Source organism: Polyangium spumosum (genome assembly GCF_009649845.1).
Taxonomy (GTDB): Bacteria; Myxococcota_A; Polyangia; order Polyangiales; family Polyangiaceae; genus Polyangium; species Polyangium spumosum.
Genome location: NZ_WJIE01000001.1, coordinates 954,998 through 967,565 on the forward strand (window position 1 = coordinate 954,998; position 12,568 = coordinate 967,565).

A 12,568-nucleotide genomic window follows, 5' to 3' on the forward strand; every position below is an offset into this window, starting at 1 on the left:
ATCGAAGAGGGCAATCTACCAGGCCTCGGGCGCGGAGAGCGCGGCGAACGACAAGCCCCCCGCGCTCCCGGTATCCTGGGCCGCAATCCGCGCGCCGGCGCTCACGGGCCCTTCGTTCGCGCCGTGGGCAGCCGCCCTACCAGCTCGGCGCCGTTCGCCGGGCGCCGATCGTCCGGGCCGATGCACACGTCGGCGAACGCCCGGAAGCGCAAAGCCTCGTCCGAGGCGAGCCCTCGCTCCCCGAGCCGGTGGAGCACGTCTTCGAGCACGCGGCCGTAGCCGTACACGTCGTCCCGCGGGTCACAAGGCCGGCCGGCGATACGCTCGGGGGAGACGTACCCGGCGCTGCCCCCCTCGCCGCGGGCGCCGAGCGGACGCGCGATGCCGAAGTCGCCGAGCAAGGGCTCGCCGGTGTCCCGGAGGAGCACGTTCGCCGGCTTGACGTCCGCGTGGACGAACCCCGCCGCGTGGAGCCGCGCGAGCGCCCGGGCGAGCGGGAGCGCCCAGCGCTCCATCGGGAGCAGCGCCTCGAGATCACCCCGCGCGAGCACGTCGCGCACCGAGCCACGCGGCAACCACTCGAGCGCGAGCCAGCCCTCCTCCGGATCGGCGTCGAGCACGCGGATCACGCCGGGACCGCGCATCCGATCGGCGAGCCGCGCCTCGCGCTCGAGGTGCTCTCGATCGCGCCCGCGCCGATGGTAAACCTTGAACGCGAGGCGCCGGCCGAGCAGCTCGTCCTCCGCCTCGTAGACCGTCCCTGCGCCTCCACGCGCCACCTCGCGTAGCAGGCGGAACGGCGCGCGCGCGCCTGCGTCCGTCACCACCGTGGCCTCGTCGAGCCGCCGCGCGGGGCCGGGCGCCGCGCCGAGCGCCGCGCGCCACCGCGTGTGCCGCTCCCGCGCGCCCGGCGTGTCGATGCTCCGCGCGAGCACGCGCTCGATCGTGCCGAGCGCCCGCGGGAGCTGGCCGAGCGAGGCGTGCAGATCCGCCGCGAGCAGCAGCGCCGGCGTGCTCGACGCGTTCGCCAGGGCTTCGAGCGCGCCCCGCTCGTCTCCACGCGCCGCGAGGATGTCCGCGCACGCGAGCCGCACGGCCTCGGGCACGGGGCGCGCTTCCGCGGCTTCCCGCACCCGCGCCGCGGCCTCGGCCTCCCGCACCGTCCCGCGCGCCTTGCGCAGGAGCAGGATCGCGGCTTCTTCGCTCGGCCCGTCCGGCGCGCCCACCCGCGCGAGCTGCGCGAGCTCGGCGGAGGCTTCATCGACGGCGGCAGGCGCGGGCGCGTCGCGTGGCTCTCCCACCTTCGCGCTCGCGCGTTCGTCCGCGTCGCTCGGGGCCTGCTCGGCCGCGGCGAGGTCGCCCTCGCCGAAGAGCCTCCCCTTGATCTTCCGCCACAAACTCACGCGAAGCTCCCGCTCCCTTCGCGGCCCCCTCCGGCCACGCGTAACACCACGGGCCCGCCGCGGCGCGCGCGGATCTCGTCGCCCTGGCAGAGCTCCACCTCGGCGGCGAGCTCGAACTCGCCCAGGATCGGCCGCGGCGCCCCGCTCGGCGTCCGCAGCACCACGAACCCGCTCTCGCCGTGCGCGACGTGATCGACACGGAGCGCGCCCACCACGAGCGCGCCGAGCGGCGCGAGGAGACGTGTTCCGGCCACGGTCACGATCACGCCCTCCGGCGCGAGCTCTCCTTCGGGCGACGACGTCGGCCGCTCGATCACGCACGGCACCTCGCCGCCGAGCTCGAGGCGGATCCCCTGGCCCACCGGGATCGCTCCCTCGATCCGCGCCCCGGCCAGCATCGTCCCGTTCCGCGTGTCGAGATCCTCCACGAAGACCTCGCTCCCTTCGCGGCGGATGCGCAGGTGCGTGCGGCTCACGGCCCGCGCGCCCACGAGGATCGTCGCTTCGCCGCGGCCGATCGTCACCTCCTCGCCGAGCGCGACGTGGTGCAGCTTTCCGCCGATCTCCAGATCGACCTGCGGGCCCGTCGCGAGGCGAGCTCGGATCGCGCGCGCCGCGTCGGCGACGACGTCGTCGTCTCGCTCGGCGAGCGCGGCCCGCGCGACCTCCAGCGCGGCGCGGCGCTCGGCGGTCCGATCGAGATCGGCCACGCGCCTGCGCACGTCCGTCACTTCGCGGACCTTGCGAGACTCCGCGTGGGACGCCTTGAGGCGCTCTTCGAGCTTCTCGATCGCGCCCATCTCCGTGAGCACCCGGATCTCCGACTCGGCGTCCCCGAGCTCGGCGTAGACCTCGGCGGCTCGTTCGAGTTGCCCCGCGCTCTCGAGCTCGCGGGCGACGCGGGCGAGCTCGCTCTTCAGCGACGAGCCGCCGCGGGTGCGGATCACGTCGAGCGTCAGATGCGCCTTCCGACCGAGCGCTCGCTTCTGGAGCTCCTCGCTCTTTGCGGTGCGCGCGGCGACGTCGCAGAACGCGATACGTTGCTCGGCCGATCCTTCGGCGTCGGCGCGGAGCAGGAGCACGCGCGCAGCGTCGTCCGGCAGCTCGGCCTCGACGTACAGCGTGGCCGCGGAAGCGAGGTCACCGGCGAGCTCCCGGGCGCGCGCCTCCTTGGCTCGTCGGCCCTCGCCCCAGCGCAGGAAGCGATCGAAGAGACCCACTGGGCGGCATGGTAGCGCGCCTCGGAAGCGCTCGGCGAGACCTGTTGACTCTCCCCTTCCCTCCGCGGACCATCGCAGGCTCGATGTCCAACTTCACGACCGGTCAGACCCGCCTGGGCGAGCTGCTCGTCCGCGAGAAGCTCATCAGCTTGCAGCAGCTCCGCCAGGCGCAGGAAGAGCAACGGAAGAGCGGAACCAACCTGGGCCAGGTGCTGACGAAGCTCGGCTACCTGTCCGACGACGACATCGCGAGCTTCCTCGCCACCCAGTACGGCGTCCCCGTCGCCGACCTCGAGAGCGCCGAGTTCGATCCCGAAGTCTTGAAGCTCGTACCGCGCGACGTCTGCGAGAAGCAGAAGATCTTCCCGCTGTTCCGGTCGGGCACCTCGCTCGTCGTGGCGATGGCGGATCCCACGAACCTCCACGCCATCGACGACATCAAGTTCCTCACGGGCTCCATCGTCGAGCCTCGTGTCGCCTCCGAGGGCGCGATCACCCAGGCCATCGAGCGCGCCTACTCGGCCGGCCCCTCGTACGACGAGATGCTCGCCGAGTTCGGCGACGAGCAGGTCGACTTCACGGTCGAGACCGACGACGTCAACCTCCTCGAGCTCGAGAAGGCGGCCGAGGGCGCGCCGGTCGTGAGGCTCGTCAACGCGATCCTCCTCAACGCGATCAAGAAGGGCGCGAGCGACATCCACATCGAGCCTTACGAGAAGAAGCTCCGCGTCCGGTATCGCATCGACGGCGTGCTCGTGGAGGAGATGCAGCCTCCGATGAAGCTCAAGAACGCGATCGCGAGCCGGCTCAAGATCATGAGCTCGCTCGACATCGCGGAGCGCCGCCTCCCGCAGGACGGCCGCATCAAGCTCAAGCTCGGCAAGGGCAAGGAGATGGACTTCCGCGTCTCCGTCTGCCCGACGATCTGGGGCGAGAAGATCGTCATGCGCCTGCTCGACAAGTCGAACCTCCAGCTCGACATGACGAAGCTCGGCTTCGACAAGAAGCCCCTCGAGGACTTCCAGTGGGCGATCAACCAGCCCTGGGGCATGGTCCTCGTCACGGGCCCGACGGGCTCCGGCAAGACCACGACGCTCTACTCCGCGCTCTCCGAGCTCAACCAGGTCGAGACCAACATCAGCACCGCGGAGGATCCCGTCGAGTACAACCTCCACGGCATCAACCAGGTGCAGATGCAGGACTCCATCGGCCTGAACTTCGCGGCCTCGTTGCGCTCCTTTTTGCGCCAGGACCCGGACATCATCATGGTCGGCGAGATCCGCGACTTCGAGACCGCCGAGATCGCGGTCAAGGCTGCGCTCACGGGCCACATGGTCCTCTCCACGCTGCACACGAACGACGCGCCCTCGACGATCTCGCGCCTGCTCAACATGGGCATCGAGACCTTCCTGATCACCGCCAGCGTGAACCTCGTGCTCGCGCAGCGCCTCGCGCGGAAGAACTGCGCCGACTGCAGACAGCCCTACAAGGCCGACCCGCGCTTCCTCGCCGACTTCGGCTTCACGCCCGAGCAGATCAAGAGCGCGAAGCTCATGAAGGGCGCGGGCTGCAAGACGTGTAACGGCTCGGGCTACAAGGGCCGCGTCGCGCTCTACGAGGTCATGCGCTTCTCGGACAACCTGAAGGAGCTCGTCCTGCAGGGCGCCTCGACCGCCGAGCTCAAGACGGCCGCGATCAAGAACGGGATGATGACCCTGCGCATGGCGGGCATCGAGAAGGTGATGCAGGGCATGACGACGACCGAGGAGGTCGGACGCGTCACGATGGGAGACTAGCCATGACCGCGGAGACGCCGGGGCGCGAGCCGCTCCGTTACACGATCCAGCAGCTCCTCAAGGTCATGGTCGACAAGGGGGCGAGCGACATGCACATCACGCGGAACTCGCCTCCGCTCTTGCGCATCGACGGCTCGGTCGTCCCGCTCAAGCTCCCGCCGCTCAACGACGAGGACACGAAGGAGCTCTGCTACTCGGTCCTCAGCGAGGATCAGAGGATCACCTTCGAGAAGAAGAACGAGCTCGACCTCTCCTTCGGCCTTTCGAATGTCTCCCGCTTCCGCGCCAACATCTTCATGCAGCGCGGCGCCGTCGCGGGCGCGTTCCGCCAGATCCCCTTCAAGATCCTGACCTTCGAAGACCTCGGCTTGCCGCCCGTCGCCGCCGAGATCGCCAACAAGCCCCGCGGCCTCGTGCTCGTCACCGGCCCGACCGGCTCCGGCAAGAGCACCACGCTCGCGAGCATCATCGACAAGATCAACTCCGAGCAGCGCCTGCACATCATCACGGTCGAGGACCCGATCGAGTACATCCACAACCACAAGCTCTCGGTCGTGAACCAGCGCGAGGTCGGCGCCGACACGGCCTCGTTCAAGGACGCGCTCAAGTACATCCTCCGCCAGGATCCGGACGCCGTGCTCGTCGGCGAGATGCGCGACCTCGAGACCATCGAGGCGGCGCTCACGATCGCCGAGACGGGCCACCTCGTCTTCGCCACGCTGCACACGAACAGCGCGGTCTCCTCGATCAACCGCATCATCGACGTCTTCCCCGCGCATCAGCAGTCGCAGGTCCGCGCGCAGCTCAGCTTCACGCTCGCGGCGGTCATGACGCAGCAGCTCGTCCCGAAGGTCGGCGGAGGCCGCGCGCTCGCGGTGGAGATCATGGTGCCGAACGCGGCCATCCGGAACCTCATCCGCGAGGACAAACTCCACCAGATCTACTCGCAGATGCAGGTCGGCCAGGCGGGCAGCGGCATGCAGACGATGAACCAGTGCCTCTACGGCCTCTACCAGCGCCGCTTGATCTCGCTCGAAGACGCGCTCGCGCACGCGGGTGACATCGAGGAGCTGCGCGCCATGATCGAAGGGCGCGCCGTCCGCCGAGGCCCCGCTACCTAGCGAGCCCGCGGATCCAGCCTCGCGCGTCCCCTCCCCGGATCCTCCCGTAAGAAACAAAGCAGGAGTTTTGACACCCCCCCGCCCGTTCAGTAGGGTAGGCGCTGCGATGCAAGGCCTCACCGAGCGCCAACAGCAGGTTCTGCACTACATCCGCCAGTCCATCAACGAGCGGGGATATCCGCCCACGTTGCGGGAGATCGGCGCACACATGGGCATTCGCTCCACGAACGGGGTGAACGATCACCTGCGTGCGCTCGAGCGGAAGGGGTACTTGACGCGGGAGGACATGAAGAGCCGGGCCTTGCGTCCGAAGGACATGTCCGCCGCGAACACACGAGCGGACGAGCCGATCTCGCTGCCCGCCGAGGCGCCCGAGGACGACTTGCTCGAGGTCCCGGTCGTCGGCCGGATCGCCGCGGGTTTGCCGCTGCTCGCCGAGGAGCACCTGATCGACACGGTCCGCATCGATCGGATGATGGTCCGTGGCAACCGCGAGGTCTTCGGCTTGAAGGTGACCGGCGACTCGATGATCGAGGCTGGCATCTTGAACGGCGACTACATCTTCGTCCGGCGCCAGCCCACGGCGCAGCGCGGCGAGATCGTGGTGGCGCTCATCGGGGACGAAGCGACGGTCAAGTATTACTTCCCCGAGAAGGACTACGTCCGGTTCCAGCCGGCGAACTCGAAGATGGCCCCGATCCTCGTGCGGGCCACGGACTTCAAGCCGACGATGCTGCTCGGCGTCGTGGTCGGCGTCTTCCGCAGACTTTGAGAGCGGCCTCTGCCGCACACCGTTGACGCGCGGCGCGTACGCTTGGTAGCGTCCGGGGCACGGATGGGAGCGACGGATCGGTTCCGTCGTCGCTCCAGAAAGAACGCGAATCGTGAAGGCGCACGTGCGTGGAGCTTGGGTGCTTGCGGCGATGGGAGGTCTCCTCCTCACCGGCGCGACCGGCTGTGGTGGCTCGATCTACGCGATCACCTCGAGCAGCGCTTCCTCGAAGCTCGAGACGGCGGAGGCGCTCGGCGCCGAGCGCTACGCGCCTTACGAGTTCTGGTACGCGAAGTTGCACCTTCACAAGGCCATGGAAGAGGCCTCGACGGCCGACTACGGCGACGCGATCAAGTTCGCGGGCACGGCTGAAGAGTACGCCGAGAAAGCCATCGTCCTCGCGAAACAAGCGCACGAGGGATCGGGCCGATGAAGAGCAAGATGCAGAAGGCGGCGCGTCCTCGCGGGCGTTTTGTGCTGCCCGCGCTCGTGATCGTGGCGCTCGGTCAGGCCTCGTGCTCGCAGGTGTCGGGCATGCGCGGCGACATCGAGGGCCTGACGAAGATCGCGGGCCAGGCCGAGCGCAACGGCGCGATCCGCTGCGCGCCGCGTGAGCTCGCGACGGCGAAGAGCCACCTCACGTTCGCGGAGACGGAGCTCGATCAGGGCTTCTTGTTCAAGGCGAAGGCGCACCTCGACATCGCGCGCGCGAACGCGCACGCGGCCTACGACCTCTCGCCGCCGCAGAAGTGCGCCGAGCGTGGCTTCATCGAGGAAGAGACGCCGCCGCCGCCGCCCCCGCCGCCGCCCCCGCCGCCTCCTGGAGATTGCGACGGCGACGGCTACCTCGATCCGCAGGACACGAAGTGCCCGTGCGAGGCCGAGACGTGGAACGGCGTCCAGGACGAGGACGGCTGCCCCGACGATCCGGACACGGACGGCGACGGCTTGCCGGACTCGAAGGATAGCTGCGTCCTCTTGCCCGAGGACAAGGACGGCTACCTCGACGACGACGGCTGCCCGGAGCTCGACAACGACCTCGACACGATCCTCGACGACGCGGACAAGGATCCTTCGACGGGCAAGAGCTGCGCGAACGATCCCGAGGATCCGGACGGCTACGAGGACGCCGACGGCTGCCCCGAGCCGGACAACGACAAGGACACGGTCGTCGACCTCGAGGACCAGTGCCCGAACGAGCCGGGCGTGGCCGGCGGCGACAAACCTGGGTGCCCGAAGAAGCCCTCTCTCGTCGTCGTGACGGAGAAGGAGATCAAGATCACCCAGCAGATCCACTTCGAGTTCGACAAGGACAAGATCCGCCCGGAGAGCTTCCCGATCCTCGACGCGGTCGCGCAAGTTCTTCAGGACAACCCGAAGATCAAGATCGAGATCCAGGGCCACACGGACAACAAGGGTTCGGCCGTGTACAACAAGAAGCTCTCGGATCGCCGCGCTGCGGCCGTCTTGAAGTACCTCGTGGCGAAGGGCATCGAGCCGGGCCGGCTCACGTCGCACGGCTACGGTATGGAAGTCCCCCTCGTCCCGAACACGACCGATCAGAATCGCGCGCTCAATCGACGCGTGCAATTTGTCCGGACCGAAGGTCAGAAGTAAAACCTCGGTACCGACCAGCCTCCCCTCATCGCTCCTCCCGGAGGACAGACCGCCGTGTATCTTCGTCCGTTTGGGTCGCTCGCTGCCTTTGCGCTCTCTGCTTTCGTCGTGGGTGGCCTTTGTGGTTACCCGGGCGCGGCCTACGCCGCCGGAGAGAAGGACAAAGAGGCCCTCAAGCTCCACGACCAGGCGATGGACGAGGACTACCTCGCCGTCGAGTTCGACAAGGCCGAGAAGAAGCTCAAGGACGCGCTCAAGAAGTGCGGCGACGATGGTTGTAGTCCCAAGGTCGTGGCCAAGCTGCACATCGCGCTCGGCACGGTCCACGGCGGCTCGAACAAGCTCGACAAGTCGAAGGAAGAGTTCATCGAGGCCCTCAAGGCCGATCCGAACGCCGCGCTGCTCGAGGCGTTCACCACGCCCGAGCTGAGCAAGGCCTTCGAAGAGGCCAAGAAGCAAGCGAAGCCCAGCAAGGCTCCGCCGAAGCCGAGCGGCGGCGGGGACGACGGCGGCGACGGCGGCGACGATGGGCCCGGCGGCGACCTCGAGCACTCGCCGATCGCGGAGCAGGCGGTCAACACGCCCGTGCCCGTCTACATCGAGATCGGCGACGACATCACCGTCGAGAAGGCGATGCTCCGGTACAAGCCCTTCGGCGCATCGAAGTGGACGTCGCTCGAGATGCAGCGCGTCGGCAAGGGCTGGGGCGCGGAGATCCCGTGCGCGGACGTCACCACGACCGGCGACGTCAAGTACTACATCGTCGCCACGGACGACCAGGGCGAGCAGCTCAAGGCGGGCTCGCAGAAGGATCCGTACCGCGTCCCGATCAAGCGCGAGCTCGAGGGCGACGAGCCCTCGCTCCCCGGCAAGAAGCCGCCGAAGCAGTGCGCGGCGAAGGAAGACTGCCCGCCCGGCCTGCCGGGCTGCGCGAGCGGCAAGGGCGAGAAGCGCGGCGAGAAGGGCTGGGGCGCGACCTGCGAGGCCGATCAGGAGTGCCAGGCCGGTCTCATCTGCCAGAACGGCGCGTGCGAAGAGGGCAAGCGCGAGGGCGGCGACGACGGCCCGCAGCCTGCCGGCAAGGGCAAGAAGAACATCGTCGGCCTCGGCGGTCAGCTCGACCTGATGTACGTCAGCAGCGCCGAGAACGTCTGCTCCGGCGACAGCGACACGTACTACTGCTTCTACCCCGGCGGCACCGATCGCTTCTTCGGTGATCCCATCGCGGCGCAGGGCACGAACGGCATCCAGGGCGGCTTCGCGCCGGCCGGCGGGCGCGTCTTCGCGTCGTACGATCGCGAGATCGCCAAGATCGGCCCGGGCACGATCGGCGCGGGCGTTCGCTTCGGCATCGCGTTCGGCGGGCACCCCACGAGCGAGGAGCAGCCGCCGAACGGGATCCACCCGCAGATGGTCAACTTCCCGCCGATCCACGGCGAGCTGCGCGGCTGGTACTCGTTCATGGGCAGCCAGTTCGAGCAGGGCAAGGTCCGGCCGTACGGCTTCCTCGGCGTGGGCCTCGGGAAGGTCTCGGCGTCCGTGCCCGTCACGGTCTGCGACAAGCTCCAGAGGAACGGCACGGAAGAGATCGATCCCGCCGACGACAGCTGCCCCGGCAGCCCGGCGGCGGTCAGCCGCGACCTCGACGCCTACCAGATCTCGGGCCTCAACTTCATCTCGTTCGGCGCCGGCGCCACCTACGCCTTCACGCCGAACTTCGGCGTCACTGGCGAGCTGAAGTTCATGTACATGATCACCACGACCGCCCTGGTCATCGCGCCGGCCGTCGGCCCCGTCTTCGCGTTTTAGGCGCGCGCCCCGGTCGCGCTGCGTGCGGCCCGTCCCATCCACGAAAATCGTCCGTACACCAACGATCTCGACGCGCTGCGCCTCCGTCTCGCGAGCGCTAGAGATCGCGGGTGAGCTACGAGCGTTTCCAGGTCGAGGTGATCGAGCTCGGCAGCCGCGGTGTGCCGCTCACCGTGGCCAACGTGGTCGCGCACTTGCGGACGCCGCCCGATCGCGTGCAGCGGGGGCTCGACAGGATGGCCCGCGAGGGCCTGCTCGAGCTCGAGGTCGACGAGGCCGAGGGGGTCGTGGTCTACCGCGTCCGCGGCCTGTCCACGGTGAAGCCCGCGCCGCTCGTGCGCCTGCGCGAGGTACGTCCGCTGCGAGCTCTCCGCTCCACGCCCGTGACGTTTACGCGACGAAGCGCGACGCCGGCCGCGCAGAAGAGCGTGACGCTCGGCGTCTTGCTCGGCGCGCTCGTCCCCGGGATCGGTCTCGCGTACGCCGCGCCGATGCGCGTGGTGCTCGCGGCGTCGCTGATCGTGCTGGTGTTCGGCAAGCTCTTCGGCGCGAGCATGATCTTCGGCCCCTTGTTCTGGGTCTTCGCGATCGGCGCCTCCGCGCTCTTCGGCGGCCTCTACGCCGTCCGTTACAACCAGGAAGGGCACCGCGCGCGGCTGCTCGCCTGAAGCGCGCGCTTCTACGAGAGGATCTGGAAGAGCGACAGCAGCGTGCCTGCGTCGTGGTGTTCGAAGCGGATGCCGGCGCGGGTGCGGCGTCCGCCGGGCGTGCCGCGGCGGATCCAGGCGACGGTCCCGTTCAAGCGGAGCGGATCCCAGAGCGACGGCGTCGTCACCTCCAGGGTGACGGACGTATCGGGGGTGAGCTCGTCCCCAGCACTGCCGGAAATGTCACGGTCGAGGATCTCCAGTCCGGCGCCGCCGAGCCCGAGATCGCGGATGGTCACGCCGCGGGCGCGGCCCTCCTGGTCGAGGAGGGTGGCCTCGAGCTCCATGCGCTTTCGTCCGTGCGCGCGGAAGTGGTCCCGTGCGGACATGCGGAAATGATATCTCTATCCTGGAGGCGACGCGCGCGCGGCGCGCTCGATCGGCGGGATCGACGAGCGGGCTCGGGCGTACGACGTCTCCGGGCGAACGAGGACGCGAAAAGAATCCCGCCGCAGGCGGTTACAACGTAGTTGGGTTTGTGCGCGACCTCAAGGTAACATCCGCGCCGCTGCTCGCGCCGGGGCAACCCGGAGCGACCCTTCGTTGATCGAGATGGGAGCTCTACCCTGATGGCTGAGGACACTCGTAAGGACCCGCGGGCGAAGGTGCTCTCGATGACCGTGCGCTACAAGAGCGCCACCGTCGACGAGTTCATCGAGAACCATTCACATGACGTGAGCAAGGGCGGCATCTTCATCAAGACGTCGTCGCCCTTCCCCCCCGGGACGCTGCTCAAGTTCGAGATCCGCATCCAGGAGGAGAAGTCCGTGCTCAGCGGCGTGGGCCGCGTCGTCTGGAAGCGCGATACGGATCAGGCGAGCGACGAGTCGCCTGCCGGCATGGGCGTGAAGTTCATCAAGATCGACGACGACTCGAAGGCGATGATCCAGCGCCTCGTCGACAACCAGAAGGGCGGCCCGAACGCATACGACGCGGGCAACCCCAGCGGCGCGAGCGACGAAGGTGATGGAGCGGCCACGCCCGCGCCCGCCGCGGCGAAGACCGGACCGCGCGCGTCGACGATGCTCGGCCTCGGCGCAGTCGGCGCAGCGGCCAAGGCCGCGGGCAAGCCGACGACGACGGCGCCCGCCGAGGAGAAGAAGGCCGACGCAGGTGGTGGCGGATTCTTCCCGTCCACGACGCCCGAGCAGGACATGCCGCCGCCGGAGGAGCGCACCGTGATGCGCCAGGCCGCGGAGCTCCTGAAGCAAGCCCTCGCGGGCACGGGCAGCTCGCTCGACGACGTGAACGGCGGCAAGATCGAGCTCGCGAAAGAAGAGCCCAAGGCCGAGGAGAAGAAGGCCGAGGAGAAGAAGGCCGAGCCCAAGGTCGAGGAGAAGGCCGAAGAGCCCAAGGCCGAAGCAAAGGCCGAGGAGCCCAAGGCCGAAGAGCCCAAGGCCGAGGAGGCAAAAGCCGAGGAGCCCAAGGCCGAGGAAGCAAAGGCCGAGGAGCCCAAGGCCGAAGCAAAGGCCGAGGAGAGCGAGCCCGAAGAGAAGAAGGCCGACTCCGAGAAGAAGGTCGAGTCGAAGAAGGCCGCGACCACCACGAAGAAGAGCAACGGCGAAGACCGTCGCGAGGCCAAGACCGTCGACGTCCGCGGCACGAAAGCGAAGGAAGGCGAAGGCAAGAGCACCAAGCCCAAGGCCGCCGCAGCAAAAGCCGCGCCCCCGCCCCCCGAGCCCGCCGAGGAGAGCGGCGGCGGCGGTCGCGTGCTGACGATCCTGCTCATCGCAGCGGCGATCGGCGGCGGCCTGTTCCTCGCGCTCGGCCAGGGCAAAAACGAGACGCCGCCCGCGCCCACCCCGCAGGTCGCGCCGTCGGTCAAGCCCGAGGTCAAGCCCGCCCCGACGCCCGCCCCGACCCCGGAGGTCGTGCCCGCAGCCTCGACGAGCGCAGCAGCGCCCGATCCCTCGTCCTCGGCAAGCGCAGCGCCCCCCGCGTCGGCCGCGCCGGCCGTGGAGCCCCCGAAGACCGAGGCCCCGAAGACCGAGGCCCCGAAGGTCGAGGCCCCGAAGGTCGAGGCCCCGAAGGTCGAAGCCCCGAAGGTCGAGGCCCCGAAGGTCGAAGCCCCGAAGGTCGAAGCCCCGAAGGTCGAAGCCCCGAAGGTCGAGACCCCGAAGCCG

General features: G+C 69.0%; 10 protein-coding genes and 1 pseudogene. 8 read left to right on the forward strand and 3 right to left on the reverse strand.

Annotated features, from left to right (window positions below):
- Nucleotides 1–101 precede the first annotated feature (101 nt).
- Nucleotides 102–1,403, reverse strand: a complete 1,302-nt coding sequence (locus GF068_RS04090; RefSeq protein ID WP_170319291.1) for a protein kinase domain-containing protein — start codon at nt 1,401–1,403, stop codon at nt 102–104.
- The gene (locus GF068_RS43330) at nt 1,400–2,623 is read right to left on the reverse strand and encodes an FHA domain-containing protein (protein ID WP_338046213.1); all 1,224 of its coding nucleotides are present in this window, start codon (nt 2,621–2,623) and stop codon (nt 1,400–1,402) included. The genes GF068_RS04090 and GF068_RS43330 overlap by 4 nt, the downstream gene beginning before the upstream one ends.
- A gap of 83 nt (nt 2,624–2,706) precedes the next feature.
- On the opposite strand from GF068_RS43330, the gene pilB reads away from it, so the two are divergent.
- The 7 genes from pilB to GF068_RS04130 all read left to right on the forward strand — a co-directional run bounded on the left by pilB (nt 2,707) and on the right by GF068_RS04130 (nt 10,406).
- Complete coding sequence (gene pilB / locus GF068_RS04100; RefSeq protein ID WP_153817939.1) at nt 2,707–4,419, forward strand: type IV-A pilus assembly ATPase PilB; 1,713 nt, start codon at nt 2,707–2,709, stop codon at nt 4,417–4,419.
- A gap of 2 nt (nt 4,420–4,421) precedes the next feature.
- Entirely contained in the window at nt 4,422–5,540 is a 1,119-nt protein-coding gene (locus GF068_RS04105; protein ID WP_153817940.1) for a type IV pilus twitching motility protein PilT, read from the forward strand.
- A 106-nt stretch (nt 5,541–5,646) separates the two neighbouring features.
- Nucleotides 5,647–6,312, forward strand: coding sequence for a transcriptional repressor LexA (lexA, locus tag GF068_RS04110; protein WP_153817941.1), 666 nt, complete (start codon nt 5,647–5,649; stop codon nt 6,310–6,312).
- 151 nt (nt 6,313–6,463) lie between these two features.
- Nucleotides 6,464–6,745 (forward strand): DUF4398 domain-containing protein, encoded by a 282-nt coding sequence (locus tag GF068_RS04115; protein WP_153817942.1) that lies wholly within the window; start codon nt 6,464–6,466, stop codon nt 6,743–6,745.
- Entirely contained in the window at nt 6,742–7,929 is a 1,188-nt protein-coding gene (locus GF068_RS04120) for an OmpA family protein (RefSeq protein WP_153817943.1), read from the forward strand. Before GF068_RS04115 ends, GF068_RS04120 begins: the two co-directional genes overlap by 4 nt.
- 108 nt (nt 7,930–8,037) lie before the next feature.
- Complete coding sequence (locus GF068_RS04125; RefSeq protein ID WP_206079392.1) at nt 8,038–9,738, forward strand: hypothetical protein; 1,701 nt, start codon at nt 8,038–8,040, stop codon at nt 9,736–9,738.
- A gap of 110 nt (nt 9,739–9,848) precedes the next feature.
- A complete protein-coding gene (locus tag GF068_RS04130) occupies nt 9,849–10,406 on the forward strand; it encodes a hypothetical protein (protein ID WP_153817944.1) in 558 nt (185 codons plus the stop codon).
- Nucleotides 10,407–10,417: 11 nt separating this feature from the next.
- Here GF068_RS04130 and GF068_RS04135 read toward each other — a convergent pair whose 3' ends face one another.
- Entirely contained in the window at nt 10,418–10,774 is a 357-nt protein-coding gene (locus tag GF068_RS04135) for a PilZ domain-containing protein (RefSeq protein ID WP_153817945.1), read from the reverse strand.
- A 240-nt stretch (nt 10,775–11,014) separates the two neighbouring features.
- Between GF068_RS04135 and GF068_RS47315 the strand changes: the two are divergent.
- Nucleotides 11,015–11,335: pseudogene (locus tag GF068_RS47315) on the forward strand (TIGR02266 family protein); the annotation flags it as partial.
- Nucleotides 11,336–12,568: the final 1,233 nt, after the last annotated feature.

What these genes read in the sequence shown, in the direction of transcription:
- GF068_RS04135 (WP_153817945.1), bottom strand. Translation starts at nt 10,774, where the DNA reads ATGTCCGCACGGGACCACTTCCGCGCGCACGGACGAAAGCGCATGGAG.
- GF068_RS04115 (WP_153817942.1), top strand. Translation starts at nt 6,464, where the DNA reads ATGGGAGGTCTCCTCCTCACCGGCGCGACCGGCTGTGGTGGCTCGATC.
- GF068_RS04120 (WP_153817943.1), top strand. Translation starts at nt 6,742, where the DNA reads ATGAAGAGCAAGATGCAGAAGGCGGCGCGTCCTCGCGGGCGTTTTGTG.
- pilB (WP_153817939.1), top strand. Translation starts at nt 2,707, where the DNA reads ATGTCCAACTTCACGACCGGTCAGACCCGCCTGGGCGAGCTGCTCGTC.
- GF068_RS04105 (WP_153817940.1), top strand. Translation starts at nt 4,422, where the DNA reads ATGACCGCGGAGACGCCGGGGCGCGAGCCGCTCCGTTACACGATCCAG.
- lexA (WP_153817941.1), top strand. Translation starts at nt 5,647, where the DNA reads ATGCAAGGCCTCACCGAGCGCCAACAGCAGGTTCTGCACTACATCCGC.